The organism is Streptomyces sp. NPDC020875 (assembly GCF_040641415.1).
Classification (GTDB): domain Bacteria; phylum Actinomycetota; class Actinomycetes; order Streptomycetales; family Streptomycetaceae; genus Streptomyces.
Map to the genome: position 1 here is coordinate 53,849 of NZ_JBFADP010000043.1, position 21,784 is coordinate 75,632.

The 21,784-nt window shown below is 73.4% G+C and carries 19 protein-coding genes; 7 read left to right on the forward strand and 12 right to left on the reverse strand.

Annotated features, from left to right (window positions below; all coding sequences use genetic code 11):
• Positions 1–7: 7 nt before the first annotated feature.
• From AB0G74_RS23960 to AB0G74_RS23985, 6 genes are all read right to left on the reverse strand, one after another.
• Complete coding sequence (locus AB0G74_RS23960) at positions 8–400, reverse strand: VOC family protein (protein WP_361149682.1); 393 nt, start codon at positions 398–400, stop codon at positions 8–10.
• The gene (locus AB0G74_RS23965) at positions 397–693 is read right to left on the reverse strand and encodes a metalloregulator ArsR/SmtB family transcription factor (RefSeq protein WP_361149685.1); all 297 of its coding nucleotides are present in this window, start codon (positions 691–693) and stop codon (positions 397–399) included. Before AB0G74_RS23965 ends, AB0G74_RS23960 begins: the two co-directional genes overlap by 4 nt.
• 97 nt (positions 694–790) lie before the next feature.
• Positions 791–1,765 (reverse strand): hypothetical protein, encoded by a 975-nt coding sequence (locus tag AB0G74_RS23970; RefSeq protein ID WP_361149687.1) that lies wholly within the window; start codon positions 1,763–1,765, stop codon positions 791–793.
• A gap of 184 nt (positions 1,766–1,949) precedes the next feature.
• A complete protein-coding gene (locus AB0G74_RS23975) occupies positions 1,950–4,124 on the reverse strand; it encodes a M48 family metalloprotease (protein WP_361149690.1) in 2,175 nt (724 codons plus the stop codon).
• 6 nt (positions 4,125–4,130) lie between these two features.
• On the reverse strand, positions 4,131–5,522 hold the full coding sequence (locus tag AB0G74_RS23980) for a hypothetical protein (RefSeq protein WP_361149692.1): 1,392 nt from the start codon (positions 5,520–5,522) through the stop codon (positions 4,131–4,133).
• Positions 5,519–6,784 carry a hypothetical protein gene (locus AB0G74_RS23985; protein WP_361149695.1) on the reverse strand — a complete coding sequence of 422 codons (1,266 nt, stop codon included), beginning with the start codon at positions 6,782–6,784 and terminating at the stop codon, positions 5,519–5,521. The genes AB0G74_RS23980 and AB0G74_RS23985 overlap by 4 nt, the downstream gene beginning before the upstream one ends.
• Positions 6,785–7,334: 550 nt before the next feature.
• Between AB0G74_RS23985 and AB0G74_RS23990 the strand changes: the two genes are divergently transcribed.
• Together AB0G74_RS23990 and AB0G74_RS23995 are read left to right on the forward strand one after the other, a co-directional pair.
• Positions 7,335–10,649, forward strand: a complete 3,315-nt coding sequence (locus AB0G74_RS23990) for a S8 family serine peptidase (protein WP_361149698.1) — start codon at positions 7,335–7,337, stop codon at positions 10,647–10,649.
• A gap of 291 nt (positions 10,650–10,940) precedes the next feature.
• Positions 10,941–14,285 (forward strand): S8 family serine peptidase, encoded by a 3,345-nt coding sequence (locus AB0G74_RS23995; RefSeq protein ID WP_361149700.1) that lies wholly within the window; start codon positions 10,941–10,943, stop codon positions 14,283–14,285.
• Positions 14,286–14,371: 86 nt separating this feature from the next.
• Here the strand turns inward: AB0G74_RS23995 and AB0G74_RS24000 are convergent, their stop codons facing one another.
• From AB0G74_RS24000 to AB0G74_RS24010, 3 genes are all read right to left on the reverse strand, one after another.
• Positions 14,372–15,448 (reverse strand): NAD(P)/FAD-dependent oxidoreductase, encoded by a 1,077-nt coding sequence (locus tag AB0G74_RS24000; protein ID WP_361149703.1) that lies wholly within the window; start codon positions 15,446–15,448, stop codon positions 14,372–14,374.
• 183 nt (positions 15,449–15,631) lie between these two features.
• Positions 15,632–16,318 (reverse strand): TetR family transcriptional regulator, encoded by a 687-nt coding sequence (locus AB0G74_RS24005; protein ID WP_361149705.1) that lies wholly within the window; start codon positions 16,316–16,318, stop codon positions 15,632–15,634.
• A 150-nt stretch (positions 16,319–16,468) separates the two neighbouring features.
• Positions 16,469–17,587: a Ku protein gene (locus AB0G74_RS24010; RefSeq protein WP_361149707.1), complete on the reverse strand. Its 1,119-nt coding sequence runs from the start codon at positions 17,585–17,587 to the stop codon at positions 16,469–16,471.
• A gap of 40 nt (positions 17,588–17,627) precedes the next feature.
• Here AB0G74_RS24010 and ligD point away from each other — a divergent pair, with 40 nt between their 5' ends.
• Together ligD and AB0G74_RS24020 are read left to right on the forward strand one after the other, a co-directional pair.
• On the forward strand, positions 17,628–18,512 hold the full coding sequence (ligD, locus tag AB0G74_RS24015) for a non-homologous end-joining DNA ligase (RefSeq protein WP_361149710.1): 885 nt from the start codon (positions 17,628–17,630) through the stop codon (positions 18,510–18,512).
• A complete protein-coding gene (locus AB0G74_RS24020) occupies positions 18,509–19,426 on the forward strand; it encodes an ATP-dependent DNA ligase (RefSeq protein ID WP_361149712.1) in 918 nt (305 codons plus the stop codon). Before ligD ends, AB0G74_RS24020 begins: the two co-directional genes overlap by 4 nt.
• A gap of 58 nt (positions 19,427–19,484) precedes the next feature.
• Here the strand turns inward: AB0G74_RS24020 and AB0G74_RS24025 are convergent, their stop codons facing one another.
• The 3 genes from AB0G74_RS24025 to AB0G74_RS24035 are packed head-to-tail and all read right to left on the reverse strand — an operon-like array spanning position 19,485 to position 20,734.
• Positions 19,485–19,700, reverse strand: a complete 216-nt coding sequence (locus AB0G74_RS24025) for a DUF397 domain-containing protein (protein WP_361149714.1) — start codon at positions 19,698–19,700, stop codon at positions 19,485–19,487.
• A gap of 3 nt (positions 19,701–19,703) precedes the next feature.
• Positions 19,704–19,913: a DUF397 domain-containing protein gene (locus AB0G74_RS24030; RefSeq protein ID WP_361149733.1), complete on the reverse strand. Its 210-nt coding sequence runs from the start codon at positions 19,911–19,913 to the stop codon at positions 19,704–19,706.
• The gene (locus AB0G74_RS24035) at positions 19,913–20,734 is read right to left on the reverse strand and encodes a helix-turn-helix transcriptional regulator (protein ID WP_361149717.1); all 822 of its coding nucleotides are present in this window, start codon (positions 20,732–20,734) and stop codon (positions 19,913–19,915) included. The genes AB0G74_RS24030 and AB0G74_RS24035 overlap by 1 nt, the downstream gene beginning before the upstream one ends.
• Before the next feature lie 144 nt (positions 20,735–20,878).
• Here AB0G74_RS24035 and AB0G74_RS24040 point away from each other — a divergent pair, with 144 nt between their 5' ends.
• From AB0G74_RS24040 to AB0G74_RS24050, 3 genes are read left to right on the forward strand one after another with little or no spacing between them, the layout of a single operon-like run.
• Entirely contained in the window at positions 20,879–21,082 is a 204-nt protein-coding gene (locus tag AB0G74_RS24040) for a hypothetical protein (protein WP_361149720.1), read from the forward strand.
• Positions 21,079–21,252 (forward strand): hypothetical protein, encoded by a 174-nt coding sequence (locus AB0G74_RS24045; RefSeq protein ID WP_361149723.1) that lies wholly within the window; start codon positions 21,079–21,081, stop codon positions 21,250–21,252. Before AB0G74_RS24040 ends, AB0G74_RS24045 begins: the two co-directional genes overlap by 4 nt.
• 28 nt (positions 21,253–21,280) lie before the next feature.
• The gene (locus AB0G74_RS24050) at positions 21,281–21,700 is read left to right on the forward strand and encodes a hypothetical protein (RefSeq protein ID WP_361149726.1); all 420 of its coding nucleotides are present in this window, start codon (positions 21,281–21,283) and stop codon (positions 21,698–21,700) included.
• Positions 21,701–21,784: the final 84 nt, after the last annotated feature.

Consider the following 21,784-nt stretch of genomic DNA (forward strand, 5'->3'; position numbering starts at 1 on the left):
GATCCGGCTATCCCGCCACGTGGACAATCTGGATCAGATTGCCGCAGGTGTCGTCCAGTACGGCGGTGGTGACATGGCCCATCGTCAGCGGCTCCTGGGTGAAGACCACGCCCAGCCCCCGCAGCCGTTCGAACTCGGCGGGCACGTCGTCCACCGCGAACGACGCGGCCGGGATGCCGTCCTCGACCAGTGCCGTCTTGTACGGGGGCACCGCCGGGTGGCCGGAGGGCTCCAGCAGGAGTTCGGTGCCGTCGGGGGCCTCCGGGGAGACGACGGTCAGCCAGCGGGCGCCGCCGCCCAGCGGTACGTCGTTCTTCCGAACGAAGCCGAGTACGTCGGTGTAGAAGCGCAGGGCCTGTTCCTGGTCCTCGACGAAGACGCTGGTGACATGGATTCTCATGGGGTTTTCTCCGATGCGTCGGGGGGTTTGAGCCATCGGGTGACGGCATGCGTCAGCGGCTCGGTGTTCAGGTCGTGGAATTTGTAGCGGCCCTGGCGCCGCGGGACGACGAGACCCGCCGATTCCAGTACGGCCAGATGCTGGCTGATCGCCTGGCGCGACAGCCCGAGGCCGTGTTTGGTCGTCAGCCGGGCGCAGATCTCGAAGAGGCTCTGACCGTCCCGGTCCGCCAGCTCGTCCAGGATCAGCCGCCGGGTGGGGTCGGCCAGCGCCTTGAAGACATCTTCTGCCATGACCCCCACGATAGGCAAGTCAAAGCTTGCCTATCAAGCGGGGGCCGGGCTGGGCCTCAGCGGGGGCCGGGGCTTCAGCCGGGGCCGGGTCGGGGCCTCAGGTGCGGCAGTCCGGCAGCCGGGCCGCCGCCGTCCGGGCGAGTCCCAGGGTCTGGGCCCTGGCGGGCGCCTCCGGGCTGCCCAGATGGCTGAGGACGATCAGGCAGCCGCGCACCGCGACCAGCACCATCGTCTCCTCCACGGTCGCCGCCGCGTACCGGACCGTGATGGTGGCGTGCCAGGACGTGTCGCCGATGCCCGCCCCGCCGAGCGGGGTCACCGTCTGGCGGGCCGTATCGCCGTCCGGCCAGGCCAGCTCGTACGTACCGCAGCCGGACAGCTCCCGGGCCGCCGTCGAGACCTGGGCGGACGCGGCCCGGCCCGGGTACCACCGCAGCACCTGCTGGAGAAACGGTCCGCTACGGCTCCGGGCCCACGCCGCCCGGGTCTCGACGGCGCCGGGGTGGTTGGTGCGGTGGAGTTCCAGGGCGTTGAGCCGCCGCACGCAGTCGGGGCGGCTCGAACGGTTCGGCGGATGGCTGGGCAGGACGGTGCGGACGTATCCGGCGGGCAGCCCGGCGGTGGGGAGCAGGGCCCGGTTGAGCCGGTCGGCCGTCGGCGGCTTCGCCGGGGGCGGGGGCGGGGACGGTGGCGGCGGCGTGGTGGGCTGCGGGGTCGGCGGAGGCGGCGGGGTCGGGGGCGTACCGCCGTCCGTGGGGTGCGGGCCCGGGGAAGTGCCCGAGGGCCCGGGGCTCCGGCTTCCGCCCGGCGACGGCGAGCCGGTCGAAGGGCTCGCGGTGGCGGGGCCGGTGGGGGGCGGCCGGACGCCCGACGGCTCCGGGGCCGGGGTCGCGGAGGCGCTCGTACGGACCCGGCCCGCCCGGTCGTCGCCCCCGCCGCCGTCGTCACCGCAGCCGGTCGCGGCGGCGAGCAGCAGGGTGACCAGCGCCGGTACGGCCGCGGTACGGCGCCCGGCGCGCCGGAAGGCTCCCCCGGGGGTCGCCGGACGGCTCCCGGGTACGTGGGGCGTCATGCGGTACGGGTACGGCGTCATCACGGACTCCTGACGGGCTGTGAACGGAGAACGAGCGGGCGGGAGGCGCGGGGGGCCGGTGTCGGTGTACGGAACCCCCCGGGGAGGCCGGACCCGGGCCCGACACCAGAGGCCCGGGGCCGACACCAGAGGCCCGGGGCCGCCCCGCCCGCCCCCGCGCGGCTCACCGGCCGTAGCGCCGCAGCAGATCGCAGCGGAGGATCGCCGCCTGCTGCACATCGCTGTGCACGGGTGCCCCACGGGCGTCCTTCAGGGCGGCCGAGACCGCCCTCAGTACGGTGTCGTCGACGGCGTCGAGGAGTTCGGCCGTCTCCTTCCGCCCCTCGGGCCCGGCCCAGAGCGCCGACTTGCCGACGTTGAGGGCGAGGCACGCCTTGAAGGGGTCGCGGACCTCCTCCTGGTGGCCCTCCTCGTCCGGCGGCGGCAGGACCGGAAGGTCGTCGATGTCCACGGGCCGGTCGTCGCGGACCGGTTCCACCGGGGCGCGCAGCACCCCGGTGGAACCGGGTGGCGCGGGCATCGTGCCGGGGAGCAGTACGCGGCGGGGGCTCGGATCGTCCGCGTTCGCGAGCGGGATCCAGACCGCCGCCGCGGGCAGTACGAACAGGGCGGTGGCGAGGGCCGGTACGAGCCGGGGCCGGGGCGCCCGGCGGCGTAGCGCCGTCAGGGCGAAGGGCGTCAGCGCGCCGAGGAGGGTGAGGGTGGCGCCGACGACCCAGGCGGTGGAGTCGACGGCGCCCCAGTACGGCACGGAGTCCGCCTCGACGGCGGCGAGGGCGGCGAACAGGAACCAGGTACCGAGCGGGACGGCGAGTACGGCGCCGGAGAGCGCGACCGCCGCCGCGCACGCCGGTCCCGACCGGGGTCCGGTGGCCGAGGCGCGGGCGGCGCGGGCCAGGGCGGCGGCCCAGGTGGCGAAGAGGGCCCCGCCGACGACGAGGGCGGCGGCGAGGGCGGCGGCCCGGCCGGGGGCGGCGTTCAGCAGGGAGAAGTCGGCGGCGAGGCCGTCCGCGGTGCCGAAGGCGTCGGTCCAGTCGCCGGAGGCGCGGGCGGAGAGCTGGGATCCGGCGAGCAGGCCGGTACCGAGGGCGGCGCCCCGGCGGGCGGGCCGGAGGCCGTAGGCGTCGGGGTGGCGTACGGCGACCGCCCGCCACAGCGCGACGGTGACGACCCCGGCGACCGCCCAGCCGGTCAGGGCGCCGGTGATCCGGTAGCCGGTGGCGATGCTGTCGGGGGTGAGGGCGGTGATCAGGAGGGCCGCGTCGGTGAAGACGAGTCCGGCGGCGATTCCGGTGGCCAGGCTCTCCGGCACCGACAGGCCCCACAGCCGGCCGGGGCGGGCCAGGACGGCGAGCCGGTCCTCGCGGGTGGGGTGGGTGGCCAGGCCGAGCAGCCGGGGGATCCGGCGCCGTGCGGTCGGCGGCCGGTCCCGGGAGACGTACGAGGCGAGGGCTCCGGCGTCGCGCGGATCGGCGGACGCCCGTACGTCGGCGTCGTGCTCCCGGATCCGCAGTACGCCGCAGAGCGCGAGGCCGGAGACGGCGAGTACGGCGGCCAGTCGGAGGGCGACCGCGCCGCCGATGCTCCCCGGGTCCAGGGCCAGTTCGGCGGCGAGCGGGACGGTGACCCCGGCGCACAGGATCCACCAGGCGGCGATGGCGAGCCGGACCCGGCCGACGTCCCGGGCGGCGATATGGGCGACCTCGTGGCGGAGCAGGGCGCCGATATCCGCCTCGGACTGGAGGTGGGCCCCGGCCCCGGCGATCACCCGGGGGCGGCGGGCGGTGCCTTCGGCACGGGCGCCGAGGCCGAGGCCCCGGCCGCGGCGGATCAGCAGGACGGGAGGCCGGGCCGTTCCCGGGGGTACGACGGCGGCCAGCCGGGCCGCCATCTCCGGCCCGGCGGGGCGGGTCCGCCGGGGGGAGAGCGCCCGGGACCGGGCCGCCGCCCGGACGAGGAGGGCGAGCGGCAGCAGGGCGAGGGGGCCGCAGAGGACGACCAGGGCCTGATCGAGCCGTACGCCGTCGACGCACCGGGTGAAGCCGGTGACCGTGGCCATGGGGTCCGGGCCCGGGACGGCCGGGGCCGCCACCGGTTCGGGGAGGCAGCCGAGTTGGGCGCCGGGCCAGTGGTCCCGCTCCTTGACCAGCCACCACCAGCTGGCGAAGGCGGCGCCCGCGGCGGCGACGACGACCAGCTGTACGAGCCGGGTCGTCGTCGGCTGCGGCAGCCGCGCGCGGGCGATCAGCGCCGCCGGTACGGAACCGTGCGCTCCGCCCTCCTTCCGGGGCCGCCGGGGCCGGTCCTGGCCCCGGGGCGCCCGGTTCCCCCGTCGCATCGCGTGTCAGCCGCCGTCCGAAGTCGCGTCCGGTGGCGGGGGATCCGCTACGGCCGGGTCGGCCGGGCCGGGCCGCCAGCCGTCACCACGGGCCCGGGGCGGGGCACCCGGGGCCGGGTCCGGGGTGGCGGCCGGGGCGGGCTCCGGGGCGGGGGCGTCCGGTACGGAGCCGCGGACCGGGGACTGATCCGGAGACGGGGCCGCTCCCGAACCCGAAGCACCGCCCGAAGCCGCCGGAGGCGGATCCGAGTCGAACCCCGGGGCCGGATTCAGGACGACGGCCGGATTCGGGACGGGAACCGTCGCCGCGCCCGGATCCGGGGCGGGGGCCGGAGCGTCCGGGGCGGGATCGGAGACCGGGTACCGAACCGGAGACCGGACCGAACCCGAACCCGAAGTCGTAGTCGAAGCCGCCGGGATCGAGGCAGCGTTCGAGGCGGAATCAGGGGTGGGATTCGGGACCGGAGTCGAATTCGGGGTCGTGGCGGCCGGATCCGCGTCGGGGTCCGGGACGGGTGTCGCGACCTGCCCCGTACCCCGGGCCCCGCCAGGCGGGGTTTCAGGCCCGGGCGTGGCGGCAGGCGTGGATTCGGCCTCCGGCGTCGGGGCGGCGACCGTCGTCGGCCCCGTGCCCGTGTCTCCGGCCGGGCCGTCCGGCGGCCGAGCGGCAGCCCGGTGCGTCGCCCCCGCCGCAGGCGGCAGCCCCGCCGGGCCCGAGGCCGGCGCCCGGTCGTCCGGCGCCGGGCCGACGGCCGGAGCCGGTGCCCCGCCCGCGCCCGGGGGCAGCCCCTCCGGGCCCGGCGCCGAAGTCGTGGGCGACGGGGGCGACGGGGCCAGAGCGAGGATCAGGATGTGGGCGCAGCGGTCCACTTCCGAGGCGGGCAGGTCGCAGTCCCGGGCGTGTTCCCGGGCCCAGCGCAGGAGGTCTTCGGGGGTGTAGACGCCCGGGTCGGGGGCGCCGTCCGTCAGGGCCGCGCGGCGTTCGTCGGCCGCCTCGCGGCGGCGTCGGCGGCGGGCCCGGCGGCGGGTGAAGGCGCCGCCGCCCCGGCGGACCGCGTCGGCCGCGACATCAGCCAGGAACTGGGCGACGAAGGCGATCAGTACGGGCAGCAGGACCGCCGTGTCCACTCCGGCGGTGAGGACTCCCCCGCCGCCGCGTTCCACCCGCTGCGGCGGGAACGGGTCGTCGGCGTAGGCCCGGCGCGCCTCGTCGAGCCGGGGCAGTTCGTCGGGGGCCAGGGCCCGGACGACGTCCCGGAGGACATCGGCGCCGGTACGGATCCCGGCCGCTCCGGCCGCCGTACCCGTGCCAGCACTTGTGCCCGTACTCGTACCCGTGCCCGTACTCGTGGCCCCGTCCGTGGCCGTAGCTCCTGCCGGGTCCGCCGCCGCCGTCATCGGTGCTCACCGCCGACGGCACCCCGCGCGGCGCCCCGGGCCGTGCCCCGCGCCTCGTCGCGGTCGGCCGTACGGGTCCGGGCCCGGAGGCGTACGAGGAAGGTCCCGGCGCCCGCCGCGCCCGCCGCGCCCAGGGCGAGCGGCAGCAACGGCACGCCGGTGGCGGCGAGTTCCTCCCGGCCGCCGGTCCCGGTCTGGGGCAGCGGGCCACCGCCGACCGTGCCGGAGCCACCGGTTCCGGAGCCGCCGGACCCGCCGGTTCCGCCGCCGGTCACCCCGCCGCCCGGGTCCCCCGGGTCCACCGGGTCGTTCGGCGGACCGGACGGGATCGGCGGCAGCGACGGGGACGGCGAGTTCGACGGCGTGGGCTTGGGGATCGGCCTCGGCGACGGCAGCGGCGCGGCCTTGACGTCGTACGACGCCTTGCCGTCCATCAGCGGCACCGGATCGGTACCCGGAAAGAACTGGATCAGGCCCTGGACGACGAACTGGAGCTTCTCACCGACCGGTACGGCCTTGTCGAGGGTGAGCCGCAGCCGGACCTTGGCGACGCCCTTGGCGGGGATCGAGCCGGTGGACGGCAGTCCGCCGTCGACGGTGAGGAATCCGGAGAGGGCCACCGCGCCCTGGGTCAGCTCGACCGACCGCCATTTCGCCGCGCCCGCGTCGTACCACTCGACCACCACCTGCCGCGGGGTGAGCGCGGCGGCCGGGGGCGCGAGCCGCAGTCCGACGGCGACGATGAAGCTGTCGGTGATCGGAGTGTCGAGGGTGTTGTGGAACTCGGCCTCGACGGTGAGCGCCCGGCCGACGGGCAGCGGCCCGGACTCCGGGCGAATCTTCGCGAACGGTGCGACGGGATCCGCGGCGACGGCCCCGGAACCAGGTCCGGAATCGGGTCCAGGTCCGGAGCCGGGTCCGGCGGTACGGTCCCCGGACGCGAGGCCCGCCCCCGGAACCGCACCCCGAACCGCCCCCGGGGCCGCACCCGAGACCGAATCCGGGGCCGCACCCGAGGCCGCACCCGAGGCCGCACCCGGGGCCGGATCCGACGTCGCGCCCGGCGCCGGAACGGACGCCACCGTTCCGGGGCCGGGTCCGGTCGCCTTCTCCACCCCCGCGCCGTCCCCGGCGGCATGGGCGGGCGCCACCGCCAATACCCCCGTCACCGCCAGCGCGGCGGCGGGCACCGTACCCCGCCACCCCCGCCACCCCCGCGGCCGACGGCGCCGGGCCCGGCCGGATTCATTGCTCTGACGCACGGTGAAGTCCCCCTTCGGGCAGTACGCCCGCACATCTCTCGAATAGCAGTGTGGGGAGGAGTGTGGCACGGAATTCCGGCCATGACGCCTTTCCGGCAACACCTGTTCACGATGCAGTCAATTCACCCCGGCGACACCCCTTCCGAGCGACGAAACCCCTGTTCACCTTGGTACGCAAGGGAATTGCCGACCTCTCCCGAAGAAGAGATCTCCCCCTCACCTACCGGGCCCGCCGGTCGGCATCGCCGGTCACCATTCCCTTTCCGGCCAACAGGGTTCGGCAGTGCCGGAAATCCCGAACACCACCCCTTCGGATTCACCCGTCACAGCCGTTCCGAAACCCTCTTGGCGTCTCCTCGCCATCACCGGCATCGGAACATTGCCCCGCTCACATTCCCCTGGTGATACTGAGTATGTCCGGGGACGCGCGGCTGTGTTCACAGCCCCCGGGATGACCGATGAGCCGGCTCGTCCGACCGATCAGCTCATCTCCCAGGGGGAGAACTTGCAACGACGAACAGATCAATTACGCGGGTCACGGCGGCGGCTCGTGACGGTGACGGCGCTGGCGGCCGTACTGACGGCCGGTACGGCGACGGGGGCGGCGGGGGCCGCGGAAACCGGGACCCATGACCGGGACAAGGGGCGGAGCAGCGCCGGGAAGCCGCGGGCCCAAGCCCCTGCCGGGCCCGAGGCGCCCGGCACCACCATCACCCTGATCACCGGTGACCGGGTGGTCGTGGGCGGGGACGGCCGGGTCCGGTCGGTACGCGGGGCGGCGGGCCGGGCGGACATGGCGTTCCGGGTGACGGCCTTCGACGGCCGGACCCATGTCGTCCCGCGCGACGCCGAAAGGCTGATCGCCGACGGCACGGTGGACCGGCGGTTGTTCGACATCACCGAACTGAGCCGCCCCGAGGCCCGTGCCGCGTACGGGAACGGTGTCCGGGCGCTCGTCGTCTACAGCGGCCCGGCCGCCGGCGCGGCGCGGACGGAGGTCCGCGGCTCGGCCCGGACGGCGGAGCCGCTCGCTCTGCCGGGGGCGGACGCGGTGACCGCGACCGCCCGGACCGGATCAGCGCTCTGGGACGCGCTGACCAGGACCGGCCCCGAAGGCAGGCTCAGTACCACGGCGGGGGTGAAGAAGATCTGGCTCGACGCCGTGGTCCGGCCGTCCCTCGACACGACGACCGGGCAGATCGGGGCCCCGGCCGCCTGGTCGCGCTCGTACGACGGCACCGGTGTGAAGATCGCCGTCCTCGATACCGGGATCGACGCCGCCCATCCCGATCTCGCGGGCCGGGTCGCGGCCGAGCGGAACTTCTCCGACTCCGCCGACGCGAAGGACCGCGACGGCCACGGCACCCATGTGGCGTCCACGGCCGCCGGACAGGGCGTCAAGGACAGCCGTTTCAAGGGCGTCGCCCCCGGGGCGACCCTCCTCAACGGCAAGGTCCTGGACGACTTCGGCGGCGGCACGCTGTCCGGGGTGATGGCCGGGGTCCACTGGGCCGTGGCCCAGGGCGCGGATGTCGTCAATCTGAGCCTCGGCGGCCAGGACACCCCCGAGATCGACCCGTTGGAAGCCCTGATCAACACCTACTCGGCGGAGAAGGGCGTCCTGTTCGCCGTGGCCGCGGGCAACAGCGGCCCGAGCCCCGGCACGGTCGACTCGCCGGGCAGCGCCGAGGCCGCGCTCACCGTGGGCGCCGTGGACGACCACGACGCCGTCGCCGGGTTCTCCTCCCGGGGTCCCGCGGCCGACCAGGGCCAGAAGCCGGAGCTGACCGCGCCCGGTGTCGGGGTCACCGCCGCCGCGGCGGCCGGTACGGCCGCGGCCGAGCAGCCGCCCGGCTACACCACCAAGTCCGGTACGTCGATGGCGACTCCGCATGTCGCGGGCGCGGCGGCGATCCTCAAGCAGAAGAACCCCACCTGGTCCGGTGACCGGATCAAGGCGGTACTCACCGGATCGGCGACGCCCGGTACGGGTACCGCGTACGACCAGGGCGCGGGCCGGGTGACCGTCGACCGGGCGCTGGACCAGTCCGTCTCGTCGGCCCCGGTCTCCGTCGCCTTCGGGAAGCAGCGCTGGCCGCACCACGACAACGCGCCCGCGACGAAGGCGCTGACGTACCGCAACACCGGTTCCGCCGATGTCGTCCTGGAGCTGGCCGTGGACGCCCGGAACCCGGCGGGCGGGCCCGCCCCCGCGGGCTTCCTCACCGCCGACCGGCCGCGCCTCACCGTCCCGGCCGGTGGCACCGCGTCCGTCGGCCTGACCGCCGATACCCGGATCGAGGGCGGCGGGGACGGCCGGTACTCGGCGACCGTGGTGGCCACCGGCGGCGGGCAGCGCGTCCGGACCCCGGTGACGGTCGAGCGGGAGATCGAGTCGTACGACGTCACCGTGCGGGCGATCGACCGGGACGGCTCGCCCGACCCGAACGGCTTTGTCTATCTGGCCGGTTACGAGGGGCTGGGGGCCGGGACGTACCACAGGCCCGACCTGGTGAACGGCACGGCCACGGCCCGGGTCCCGAAGGGGCTGTTCTTCCTCGACTACGTGTCGTTCGATCCGACGCCGGACGGGGGCGTGGACATCTTGTACCAGCCCGAGGTCGTGGTGGACCGGGATCTCACGGTCACCGCGGACACCCGGCTGACGAAGCCGCTCGACATCACCGTGCCGGATCCGGCCGCGGCCCCGGTCGCCGCCGACTTCTGGTCGCTGATCGACGGCCCGGTGCCGTACAGCTTGGGTCACTACTCCGGCGGCTTCGGCAACTTCAGGACCGCGGGGGTCGGGACCGCGAGGTATCCGCTGGTCGAGGCCCGGCTCGGGATCTGGTCCGTGGACGGCACGCAGTACGCGATCCACTCCGGCGGCCGGGTCGACCGGTTCTCCACCGGCCTCACCAAGCACTACACCCAAGCGGAGATGGCGCCCGTGACCATCCGGCCGGGCGGTTCCGTGCCCGGCAAGCTGAGCGCTGTCCGGCCGATCGGCACCCTGCCGGGTCTGGACCCCATGGGCACGATAGATCCGGGGCCGCTGCCCTCGGACCGGGCGCAGCAGGTCCGGGTGTCCACCGGGGGCGGGGTGAAGTGGAACTTCGCCGTCGCCGAGTACCCGACGCAGGGCTACTCCTACGACTCGTCCCATCAGTTGCCGTCGGCCCGCCGGTTCGAACCGGGCCGGGACTACGCGCTCGCCCTCAACGTCGGTGCCCAGGGGCCGGCCCTGCCCGCGGGCTACGGCGGTGTCCGGGACGGCGACCGGCTGTGGGCGACGGTGCCGCTGATCACCGACGGCAAGGGCAATCCGGGCACCCCGTTCACCGGGCGGTTCGAGACGACGCTCCACCGCGACGGGGTGCTCGTCGGCCGGCACGACGACCCGCTGTCGGGCAGCAGGCGCGGCCGGTTCACCGTCCCGGACGGCGATGCCTCCTACACCCTGGCGGCAACCGTCGAGCGGCCGTCGACGGTGGCCCGGGTGGCGACCCGGGTCGAGGCGAGCTGGACGTTCCGCTCCGCCAGGACGGCGGGACCCACCGCGCTCCCGCTCTCGGTGGTCCGCTTCGGCGCGAAGGCCGGACCGGACTCCACCGCTCCGGCGGGCCGGGTCCAGTTGGTTCCGGTGACCGTGCAGGGGGCCGCCGCCGGGACCGTTCCGGCGGCTCTGACCACGGAGATCTCCTACGACGAGGGCCGGACCTGGAAGCCGCTCCCGGTCGTCCGGGGCGTGGCGCCCGTGGTCAACCCGGCGGCGGGGAAGGGGGTCTCGTTCCGTGCCTCGGTCGTCGACCGGGACGGAAACCGGTCCACCGTGACCGTCGTCAACGCGTATCTCGGGCGGTAGCCCGGAGCCGCACCGGGCTCCGGCCGGGGGCGTGGCCCGCCCTCGGCCGGGGTCCACCCCGCTCCCTCGGCCCGGCCGTCGGGACAGCCCGTCGCGGCCCGCCCCGACGGGTCGCCGAACCCTGCCCGTACGACGCCCCGAGAGCCTGAACCGTTCGTTACGGGGCGGCTGTTGAGCCACCGATTGCACCCATGCATACTTCCGGCACAGGGGGGCGTACAGACGTACGTGTACCCCGGCTCGGAGTGGGCTTCTCCGGCCCCTCCGCATCGCTCCTCATCTGGGGGAATCTTGCGCAGTCCAACGAGGAAGACGACCTCCGCGGCGATCGCCGCCGTGGTCGCCGCGGCTCTGACGGCGGGCCTGACCAGCCCGGCGTCGGCCGCGAACGGCGGACCGGGCGGCGCCCCGGCCGCCGCGAAAGCGGGGGCATCGGGCCCCGCCGTCCACACCGTCACACTGATCACCGGCGACCGGGTCCTGGTGGACGCCAGGGGCCGGGTCGTCACCGTCCAGCGCGCCGACGGCAGGGCGGGCATACCCGTCTTCACCGAGGTCCGCGACGGCCGGACCTATGTCGTCCCGTTCGACGCCCGGCGGCTGATCGCCGACGGCACACTCGACCGGCGGCTCTTCGACATCACCGAACTCACCCGGCCGGAGAGCCTCAAGGCCCACCGTGCCGGTCTGAAGGTCATCGTCGGCTACCGGGGCGCCGCGGCGCAGGCCGCCAGGGCCGGTGTCCGTACGTCCGAGGGCACCACCGTCCGCCGGACCCTGCGGGCCCTCGACGCCGACGCCGTGACCAGCGCCCGGGGCCGTACCGGAGAGCTGTGGGACGCGCTCACCCGGTCCCGCGCCGACGGTTCGACGGCCGCGACCTCCGGGATCTCCCGGATCTGGCTGGACGGCGTCCGCAAGGCGACGCTGGACCGCAGTACCGGGCAGATCGGCGCGCCCGCCGCCTGGGCCCGTTCCCTGGACGGCACCGGGGTGAAGATCGCCGTCCTGGACACCGGGATCGACGCGACCCATCCCGATCTCGCGGGCCGGGTCGTCGCGGCGAAGAACTTCAGCTCCGCCACCGGCCCCGAGGACAAGCACGGCCACGGTACGCATGTGGCGTCCACCGCGGCCGGACGGGGCGTCAAGGACAGCCGCTTCAAGGGTGTCGCGCCGGGTGCCGAGCTGATCAACGCCAAGGTCCTCGACGACGGCGGCAGCGGCGACGACTCCGGGATCGTCGCGGGGATCGACTGGGCGGTCGCCCAGGGCGCCGATGTCCTCAATCTGAGCCTCGGCGGCTACGACACCCCCGAAATCGACCCGCTGGAAGCCCAGATCAACAAGCTCTCGGCCGAGAAGGGCGTCCTGTTCGCCGTCGCCGCGGGCAACTCGGGCCCGGACGCGGGCGGCATCGGCTCGCCGGGCAGCGCCGACGCGGCCCTGACCGTCGGCGCCGTCGACGACAACGACCGGCTCGCGGAGTTCTCGTCGGTCGGCCCGCGTAACGGTGACGGCGGCCTGAAGCCCGATGTCACCGCGCCGGGTGTGGCGACCACGGCCGCCGCCGCGACGGGCACCACCGGGCAGAACCCGCCCGGTTACACCACCATGTCGGGTACGTCGATGGCGACGCCGCACGTGGCGGGCGCGGCGGCGATCCTCAAGCAGAAGAACCGGGACTGGACCGGCGACCGGATCAAGGCGACGCTGATGGCGTCTGCCGTGGGCGGCGCCTATTCGCCGTTCCAGCAGGGCGCGGGCCGGATCCGGGTCGACAAGTCGCTCGACCAGGCCGTGACGGCCGATCCGGCGTCGGTCTCGCTGGGGACGCAGCTGTGGCCCCACCACGACGACACCCCGGTCACCAAGAAGATCACCTACCGCAACAGCGGTACGGCGGACGTCACCCTCGATCTGGCGCCGGTCTCGGCCGTCGGCGGCGACGGGCGGCCCGCCCCGGCCGGGTTCTTCACCCTCGGGGCGCGGCGGATCACGGTTCCCGCGGGCGGTACCGCGGCCGTCGATCTGACCGCGGACACCCGGCTGGGCGGTTCGGTGAACGGCTCGTACTCGGTGACCGTCGCGGCGACCGGCGGCGGTGCGAGTGTCCGCGTCCCGGCCTCCGTGGTGCGTGAGGTCGAGTCGTACGACGTCACCTTCAGGACCACGGGACGCGACGGGGCCCCCAGCACCAAGTGGGTGGCCGATCTGTCGGTGGTGACCGGGCCGGACTCCGGGCGGGAGTATCTGCCCGATCTGACGCGGGGCACGACGACGGTCCGGATTCCGCGCGGCACGTACGAGATGTCGGCCTTCGCGCCGGTCGACCCGGTCGCGCCGGAGAAGGGCGGCGATGTGATCCACAGCCCCGTGCTCTCCGTGACCGGTCCCACCACCGTCGCCCTCGACGGCCGCGCGACCAAGCCGGTGACGGTGAAGGTGCCCGACGCGGCGGCCCGGCAGACCTCGGTGGGGATGTCGTACTTCCGGCAGATGTCCGACGGCGGCTACTACGGCCGCTCGGTCGACTTCACGAGCTTCGCCGACGTCCGTACCGGCTATATCGGCCCGCGCGTGACGGACGGCTCGCTCTCCCAGTCCTGGTACTCGCAGTGGGTCCGGGGCACGACGGAGTACAACACGCTCTCCGGCGGGCCGGTCGAGCGGCTGGCCACCGGCTGGAGCAAGACGTACGCGGCCAAGGACTTCGCGCTGCTGAAGACGAGTGTCGGTGCCTCCGTCCCCGGCAAGCAGGGCGGCTTCGGGGTCTACGGCGAACTGCCGGACAACTCCTCCACCTTCACTCCGTGGTCGAAGCAGCCGCTGCCGGGCAGCCGGAACATCCATGTCTCCACCGGTGACGGGGCGATCTGGGACGTGACGGTCGCGCAGTTCGGCCCGCCGGACCCGGAGGGCTACCCGACCTTCGAGACGATCTACGGAAGCGGCGTCCCGAAGCGGTACACGGGCGGCCGGACCTATACGGAGGTCTACAACACCGGCGTGCAGAGCCCGGTGGTGAACGCGGACAGCCGGATCGAGCGGGACGTCAACTACATCTACGCGCCGATGACCCTCTTCGGTGACGGCGCGGGTCATCTGGGTCTCATCGATTACACGACCGCGAAGACGACCCTGCACCGCAATGGCGTGCTCCACACGTCGGAGCCGCTGCCGCTGGACGAGGTGGCGTTCCGGGTGCCGTCGGCCTCGGCCTCGTACACCGTGGCGACCTCCGTCAACCGGAGCCCGGCGGTGACGTCGACCTCGACCCGGGTCGAGGCGTGGTGGACGTTCACCTCGGTCCGGACGAAGACTCCGGCGGTGCTGCCCGTCTCCACGGTCCGTTTCCAGCCGCCGCTGGCGCTGGACTCGACCGCTCCGGCGGGCCGTTCCCAGACCTTCCCCGTGGTCGTGCAGGGCCCGGCGGCGGGGGCGAACCTCAAGTCGCTCGCGGTCTGGGTGTCGTACGACAACGCGAAGACCTGGAAGTCCGTGCCGGTCAAGAGCGGCAAGGTGACCGTGGTCGCCCCGGCGAAGGGCAAGGGCCTGGCGCTCAAGGCCCAGGTCGTCGACAAGAAGAACAACAAGGGATCCGTCGTGGTCCACAACGCGTACCGCGGTAAGTAGCGCGCGGCTCGACGCGACCAGGGGCGGCCCGCCGGAACTTCTCGTTCCGGCGGGCCGCTCCGTCGTCGCGGCGGTGGTACGAAGTCTCAGGCGGCCGGGCGGCGCCAGGCGGGTTCCCGGGACGCCAGCCAGCCGCGGAGCCTGCGGGCGGCGTGCGCGGCGTCCGTACCCACGCCGTGGATTCCGCCGGAGAGGAAGGACCGCTGGCCCTCCAGACCGATGAAGGCGAGACCGGGGTGGATGGTGGAGAGGCCGGAGCGCTGCCGGGGCAGCCCGCGCCGGTCGAGGGCGCCGATGGGCCGCAGATACTCCAGCGCCGGGCGGTAGCCGGTGGCGAGGAAGACGGTGTCGACGTGTTCGGTGCGGCCGTCGGCCCAGCGGATCCCGGTGCCGTCGGATCCGGTGAACAGCTCGCGCCGGTCGATGAAGCCGCTCTTGAGGGCCTTGCGGTAGGTGTCGTCGTTGTCGACGACGACGGCGTACTCCCGCAGCGGCACCACGGACCCGAGCGGTAACAGCAGCCAGCCCTCCAGCGCCTTCCATCCGGCCTGCCGCTTCGGGGGCTTGAGCTTGGTGTAGCGGACGGGCCGCCGGCTGGCGAGGGTGACCCGGGCCTCCCCGGCGATCTCATGGGCGATCTGCATGGCCGAGTTGGCCGCGCCGACCACGACGACCCGCTGTCCGGCGAAGGGTTCCGGCGAGCGGTAGTCGGCGGAGTGCAGCACCTTCCCGGTGTATCCGGCCAGGCCGGGGATCGCGGGGCGGTGCGGATTGCCGTAGGTGCCGGTGGCGGCCACCACGACCGGGGCGTGCAGTACGTCGCCGGTCTCGGTGGTCACGGCGTAGCCGTCGCGGGTGGTGTGAACGGCGGTCACCCGGGTGCCGAGGCGGATCTCGCAGTCGAGCCGGGCGGCGTACGACCGCAGATAGGCCACCATCTCGTCGCGGAGGGGCAGATGGTCGTCCCGGGCGGGGAACGGCATCCCCGGCAGGCAGGAGAGCCGGGCGGGGGTGAAGATGGTGAGGCTGTCGTAGTAGTGGGGCCAGGATCCGACCGGTTCGGTTCCGGCCTCCAGCACGATCGGGCTGAATCCCTGGTTCCGCAGGGCGTAGGCGGCTCCGAGGCCCGCCTGTCCGCCGCCGATGACGATCGCGTTGTCCATGTCCGGGGTTCCTCCGCTCCTTCGGACCGGGCCCGCCGTACGCGGCGTACGGCTGCCCGGCCGGTGTCCGTGGTCGTTCCGAGGTGCTCGCGGTTGGTCGTGGTGCCGCTGTCCGGTCGGGTACGGGTGACTGGTTCGGGGAGGTGGGGTGCGGGGAGCGGTGGGGTGCGGTGCGGGCGTCGTTCAGTCGGCGGCCGGGGCGGCCGTCCGTACGGGCAGGGGCAGTCCGCCGTCGACGGCGGAGACGGCGGCGTCGATGAGGGTGACGAGCGGGGTGGTGCCGCCGAGCCGGTACCAGTGGTCCATGCTCGCCTCGACGGCCCCGCCGACCACGTGGAAGACCAGGGCGACATACGGGTCGTCGGCGGAGAGCCCGGTCCGGCGGGCCAGCGCCCCGACGGTGAGGACCTTCTCGTCGGCGAACATCCGGGTCATCCGGGCGGTCAGCGCCGGGGTCTCCGCGACGACCGACAGCCGGGTCAGCCACTCGTCGCGGTCGGTGTCGAACCGGGCCAGGTCCTCCCGCCAGGCGTGGACGACGGCGGCGGCCGGGGAGAGCCCGGCGGGGGCCGCCTCGATCCGGTCGGCCAGGGTGGCGATCCGCCGCTCGTCGTCCGGGTAGGCGACCAGCAGCGCATCCTCCTTTACCGCGAAATAGTTGAAGAACGTACGCGCCGAGACTCCGGCCGCCTCGCTGATGTGCTCCACGGTCACCCGGTCGAGGCCGTACTCCGCGACCAGGCGCAGGGCCGTGGTCGCCAGCAGCCGGTGCGTCCGCCGCCGCTTGCGCTCCCGGAGGCCGGGGGCGCCGTCCGGGCCGCGCGGGGCGCGGTCCGGGCCCGATCCGTACGCCTGTTCGTCCGTCGTCACGGTTCCACGGTAGGGATATAGATGCAGATTCTGCAAGATTGCAGAGTCTGCATTTTTCGGCCAACCTCGGTCCGGGGCGCGGCAGTCGGGGCGGGCGTACGGCCCCGAACCCGGCGCCGGGCCCGGCGGGGCGGCCGGACCGGAGGCGGGTCAGGCGGAGGCGCGCTTCTTCGGCGCGGCCTTCTTGGCGGTCCGCGCGGAGCCGGTCGACTTCACGCTCTTCGCCGCCGTCTTGGCGGTCTTCGCCGTCTGCGCGGTCTTCGCCGAGGTGGACTTCTTGGCGTCGCCCCGCGCCGACCCCTTCGCGGCGGTCTTCGCGGGGGTCTTCGCGGGAGTCTTCGCGGGAGTCTTCTTCGCCGCCGCCTTCTTCGCCGGGGCCTTGGCGGGCGCCTTGGCCGCCGCCTTCTCGGGCGCCTTCTTCGTGGCCGTCCGCTTCCGGGAGGAGATCGGGGTGACCTCGGCGGACCCACCGGAGTCACCGGAGTCGCCGCCCCGGGCCTCCCGGGCGGCCCGGACACTGCTCTCCAGCGCCGCCATCAGGTCGATCACCTTCCCGCCGCCCTCGGCTGGCTCCGCCTCCGGCAGCACTCCCCCGCCCTCCGTCTTCGCCGCGATCAGCCGCTCCAGGGCGACCCGGTAGTCGTCGTGCAGCGAGTCCATGGAGACCGAGCCGAGCGTGTCCATCAGGGCGTCCGCGAGATCGAGTTCGGCGTCCCGTACGGTGACCTCGGTCTCCGGCGCCACCCCCTCCGGGGTCCGGATCTCGTCCGGCCAGAGCAGCCCGTGCATGGCGATCACATCGTCCAGCACCCGCAGCATCCCCAGCCGCTCGCGCCCCCGGAGGGCGAATTTGGCCAGCGCCACCTTGTCGCTCCGCTTCAGCGCCTCCCGGAGCAGGGTGTACGGCTTGGCGGCGGGCACCCCATTGGCCGAGAGGTAGTACGCGGCTCCCATCTGGAGCGGATCGATCGACGAGGCGGGGACGAACGCCACGATCTCGATCGTCTTCGCCGTCGGCAGCGGCAGCGCCGCCAGGTCCTCGTCCGTGATCGGGACGATCGAGCCGTCCGCCTCCTCGTACCCCTTGCCGATCTCGGCGGTCGGCACCTCCTCCTCGTCCAGCTCGCACACCTTGCGGTAGCGGATCCGGCCGCCGTCCGTGGTGTGGATCTGCCGGAAGGAGATCGAATGGCTCTCGGTGGCGTTCACCAGCTTGATCGGGATGCTGACCAGCCCGAAGGAGATCGCACCGTTCCAAATGGATCGCACTTTGATCCCTTTCGCCCGATAAACATGTGATTCTCATCGTATGACGCCGATTACCGAGGTCGCCGGGCGACGAGTGGCGCTCAGCAACCTCGACAAGGTCATCCACCCGGCCACCGGGACGACCAAGGGCGAGCTGGTGCACTACTACGCGGTCACCGCCGAGGCCCTGCTGCCGCATCTGCGGGACCGGCCGGTCTCCTTCCTTCGCTACCCGGACGGGCCCGACGGCCAGCGGTTCTTCACCAAGAACCCGCCGCCCGGTACGCCGTCATGGGTACGGACCACCCCGGTACCCCACTCCGACGACCCCCGGGCCCACCAGGTGGTGATCGACGATCTGCCGTCGCTGGTGTGGGCGGCGAACCTGGTCGTGGAGCTGCACACCCCTCAGTGGCGGGCCGGGACGCCCGGTATCGCCGACCGGCTCGTCCTCGACCTCGACCCGGGGCCGCCCGCGACGATCGGGCAGTGCTGCGAGGTGGCCCTCTGGCTGCGGGAGCGCCTGGCCGCCGACGGGCTCACGGCCTGCGCCAAGACCTCCGGCGCCAAGGGGCTGCATCTGCTCGTACCGCTGACCCCGACACCCTCGAAGGACGTCTCCGCCTACGCCAAGGAACTGGCCAAGGAGGGCGAGACGGCGCTGCCCGGACTCGTCCTGCACCGGATGAACCGGGCACTGCGGCCCGGCAAGGTCTTCGTGGACTTCAGCCAGAACGCCGCCGCGAAGACCACGGCGGCGCCGTACACCCTCCGGGCCCGGCCCGAACCCACCGTGTCCACCCCCGTGACCTGGGACGAGATCGCCTCCGGCGCCGACGGGACCGGTCTCGGATTCCGCTTCGACGCGATCGGCCCCCGCCTCGAACGGTACGGGGACCTGCTGGCGCCGCTCCTGGACCCGGCGGCGGCCCGGCCACTGCCATGACCGGTGCCGACGCCACCGGGCCGCGCCCGCCCGTGCGGGTGGCGCTGGCGGAGCCCGTGGACACCCTGCCGCGCGGGGCGGGTCTGGCGTACGAACCCAAGTTCGACGGCCACCGGATGCTGATCTTCCGGGACGCCGGGACGGGACCGGAGGCCGTACGGCTCCAGGCACGTTCCGGCCGGATCGTGACGGCCGCCTTCCCGGATCTCGTGACGGCGGCACTCCGGCTGCCGCCGGGGACGGTCCTCGACGGCGAGGTCGTCGTCTGGCGGGACGGCCGGACGGACTTCGCGGCCGTCCAGAAACGCGCCATGGCGACGGAACGGCACGCGCCGGGGCTGGCGGCGACGCTCCCGGCGTCGTACGCGGCCTTCGACGTCCTCGCCGAGGGCGGCCGCGACCTGCGGGGCCTGGCCTACCGGCACCGCCGGGCCCGGCTGGTCGCCCTGCTGACCCCGCTCGGCCCACCGCTCCAGGCGGTCCCCATGACGGTCGACGCCGACGAGGCGGCCGAGTGGTACGAGACCCTGCCCGCGATCGGCGTCGAGGGCCTGGTGGCGAAGCGGCTCGACGGAACGTACCGGGGCGGGGCCCGGGTCTGGTGGAAGCTCCGCCATACGACCCCGCGCGATGTGGTCGTGGTCGGCCACACGGGTCCGCCGGACCGCCCCCGGGCACTGGTCGTCGTCCTCCCCGGCGACGACACCCCGGTGGTGTCGTCCCCTCTGACCCCGACACTCCGCGCCCAGGCGGCGGCGCTGCTCCCGCCGGGCACGGGAGGCGAGGGCCGGGCGACGGCCCCGGGCCTCGGCGAGATCACCTACCGCGAGGTGCCCCCCACACTCCCGGCGGAGGCCGACCTCCGCACAACCCGCCACACGGTCCTCACCATCACCCGCCTCCGCCCACCATGACCGAGGCCCCGCACCCCCCTGATAAAGAAGGGGACGCGGGGCCTCGACTTCGACTGCCCTAGACGCGCGCGGCCTTGGCGAGCGCCACGAGCCCGGAGAAGGCCCGGCTGGAGACCATCAGCACCGGACCGTCAGCCCGCTTGGAGTCCCGTACGGGAACTATGCCGGTCACGGACGCGTGGGAGGGGGCCCACTCAACGCACTGGCCCCCGTTGGGGTCGCTGTAACTGGACTTCGCCCAGTCAGCCGTGGCTAATTCGAGTTCGATACCCATCGTTTAAGCGTGCGACCTCTTGGCGAGCGCCACAAGTCCGGTAAACGCCTGAGTGGAGACCATCAGGACCGGACCGTCAGCCCGCTTGGAGTCCCGCACGGGAACTATCCCGGTCGCCGACGCGTGAGTGGGGGCCCACTCGACGCAGGACCCGCCGTTGGCATCGCTGTACGAAGACTTGACCCATGCGTACAGGGGAGGGGTTCGGGTCATCATGTGTACTCCTCAAAGGCTTCACGGATGCGGCTGTTTGTGGCATCACGCCCAAGGGCTTCCGCCCGAAGCCGATCGTAAGTCGCCATGGCGGCAGCCGTGATCTTGGGTGCATCTTGCGGTCGACCACCTTGCGGACCCTCAGCATGGAGCACCATGGGCCCCTTCTCAAAGGTCAGCAGCGTAAAGGGGCGGGAAGTGGCAGGCGCGACCGTGTTGGGCAAGAGTTGCAAAGTCAGGTTCCGCCGCTTCGCGTCATCCAACAAGCTCTGAAGCTGGCCAGCCATCACACTCGGACCGCCTACTGCAACCCTCAGACATGCCTCATGAAGGACCACCCACAGGTCAGGGGCGGGCGGTTCGACGCGATCCAAGATCTCACGTCGCGCGCGCCGTGCGGCAACCTTGGCTTCCACCTGATCGTCGGTCAGCCGGGGAACGCCCATCTCATACAGCGCCCGTGCGTACTCCGGAGTTTGCAAGAGTCCGTCCGGACTCAGGGTTGTGTAAATGAAGATCTGACGTGCCCGACGCTCGTACTGGAGATACGGCACGAACCACGACGGATGGTCGCCCTCTAGGGCCTGTACGTACTGCCGGTACAGCATCGTTCCGGTGCCGAACACGTGGTCGCACCCCACTGCGAACCGCTCGCTCGGATCAAGTAGGGCGCGCTCCACCTTGCTGACGTACGCCGCTGAGTACTTGATCGCGGACCCTAGCCCCCGAAGGGTCATCTTTCGGGCGATGCGTAGGTCTCGCACGTCCTGCCCGAAGACTTCAAACGGACTCAACAAATCTGGGAACTCGCCCTTGCCCATAGTGCTCACCTCCATGTCATGCCTCTAAGGCAGCGTCGAACGACGTTCGACCTGTTGAGATGCAGCACTCAACCGGCAGCAGCATAGGGCTAGTTGTGCTCCTCTGGTCACTGAACGAATCCAGAGGAAGACAAGGAGCTACCGATGGCCGACTCACCCCGGCCCGGCGTCGCAGGTCACCGCCCCGATTCCGTGAAGACCCTCACCTGGCCGCCGTGCGAGTGCGGAGGCCCCAAGTGCCCCGACTCGGCACCGGCCGAGGACGCCGACCACCTCGACAGCCGGACCATGGCGCGGCTGCGGCCCCTGGTGGAGGAAGCCAACCAGCGGGCGGGAGGACGGCGGTGATCCGACGGAAGGGACAAGAGGAATGCGCCGAGTGCGTACGGCTCCGCGCCCTGCTGAGGGATGCGAGGCGCGTCGGGGACGGGTCGCTCGCCGCCGACTGTCGCGTACTGCTGCGCCGCCATCCCGCCCATGACGACGTGCCCGTCCCCGCCACCGGGACCGAGCGGTGACCGTGCTCTCCCGGCCCGGTGAGCCCTGATGCGCGACGCGCCGAAGTTCCGGGTGGAGATCACTGCCGAAGGGCCCGTCTACGGAACCCTCCACACCGCCCGCGTCACCCTCGGCACGTTCGAGACCCCCTACCCCGGGCGGGCCCTGCGATGGACCTCCGTACAGGCCCACCGGATCGCCGACCGCCTCGACCCCGCCCCGGACACCCCCTGGGCCACCGGCTCACTGCGACACCTGCCCGCATACGCCTACGACACCGGCGACGCCCCCACCCAACTCCGCCACTGGGCCACCCCCGAACTCATCGGCACAGCCCACCACCGATTACGCGACGGATACCCCGTCATCCTCACCGCCACCGACCACACCGGCCGCTACACCGCCACCATCACACCCCCACCGCACCGAAACGCCCCGACCCAACCCACCGGGGCAACCCCGAGGTAACCCCCCATGACCCGCGAAGCGCTCCTCACCACCCCCCAGCCCTTCACCCCACCCTGCGCCTACTGCGGACACCCAACCGGAGCC

Coding starts and splice junctions, on each gene's coding strand:
- AB0G74_RS23960 (WP_361149682.1), bottom strand. CDS start 400: ATGAGAATCCATGTCACCAGCGTCTTCGTCGAGGACCAGGAACAGGCC.
- AB0G74_RS23965 (WP_361149685.1), bottom strand. CDS start 693: ATGGCAGAAGATGTCTTCAAGGCGCTGGCCGACCCCACCCGGCGGCTG.
- AB0G74_RS23970 (WP_361149687.1), bottom strand. CDS start 1,765: ATGACGCCCCACGTACCCGGGAGCCGTCCGGCGACCCCCGGGGGAGCC.
- AB0G74_RS23975 (WP_361149690.1), bottom strand. CDS start 4,124: ATGCGACGGGGGAACCGGGCGCCCCGGGGCCAGGACCGGCCCCGGCGG.
- AB0G74_RS23980 (WP_361149692.1), bottom strand. CDS start 5,522: ATGACGGCGGCGGCGGACCCGGCAGGAGCTACGGCCACGGACGGGGCC.
- AB0G74_RS24000 (WP_361149703.1), bottom strand. CDS start 15,448: ATGGACAACGCGATCGTCATCGGCGGCGGACAGGCGGGCCTCGGAGCC.
- ligD (WP_361149710.1), top strand. CDS start 17,628: ATGACGCCGATTACCGAGGTCGCCGGGCGACGAGTGGCGCTCAGCAAC.
- AB0G74_RS24020 (WP_361149712.1), top strand. CDS start 18,509: ATGACCGGTGCCGACGCCACCGGGCCGCGCCCGCCCGTGCGGGTGGCG.
- AB0G74_RS24025 (WP_361149714.1), bottom strand. CDS start 19,700: ATGGGTATCGAACTCGAATTAGCCACGGCTGACTGGGCGAAGTCCAGT.
- AB0G74_RS24030 (WP_361149733.1), bottom strand. CDS start 19,913: ATGACCCGAACCCCTCCCCTGTACGCATGGGTCAAGTCTTCGTACAGC.
- AB0G74_RS24035 (WP_361149717.1), bottom strand. CDS start 20,734: ATGGGCAAGGGCGAGTTCCCAGATTTGTTGAGTCCGTTTGAAGTCTTC.
- AB0G74_RS24040 (WP_361149720.1), top strand. CDS start 20,879: ATGGCCGACTCACCCCGGCCCGGCGTCGCAGGTCACCGCCCCGATTCC.
- AB0G74_RS24050 (WP_361149726.1), top strand. CDS start 21,281: ATGCGCGACGCGCCGAAGTTCCGGGTGGAGATCACTGCCGAAGGGCCC.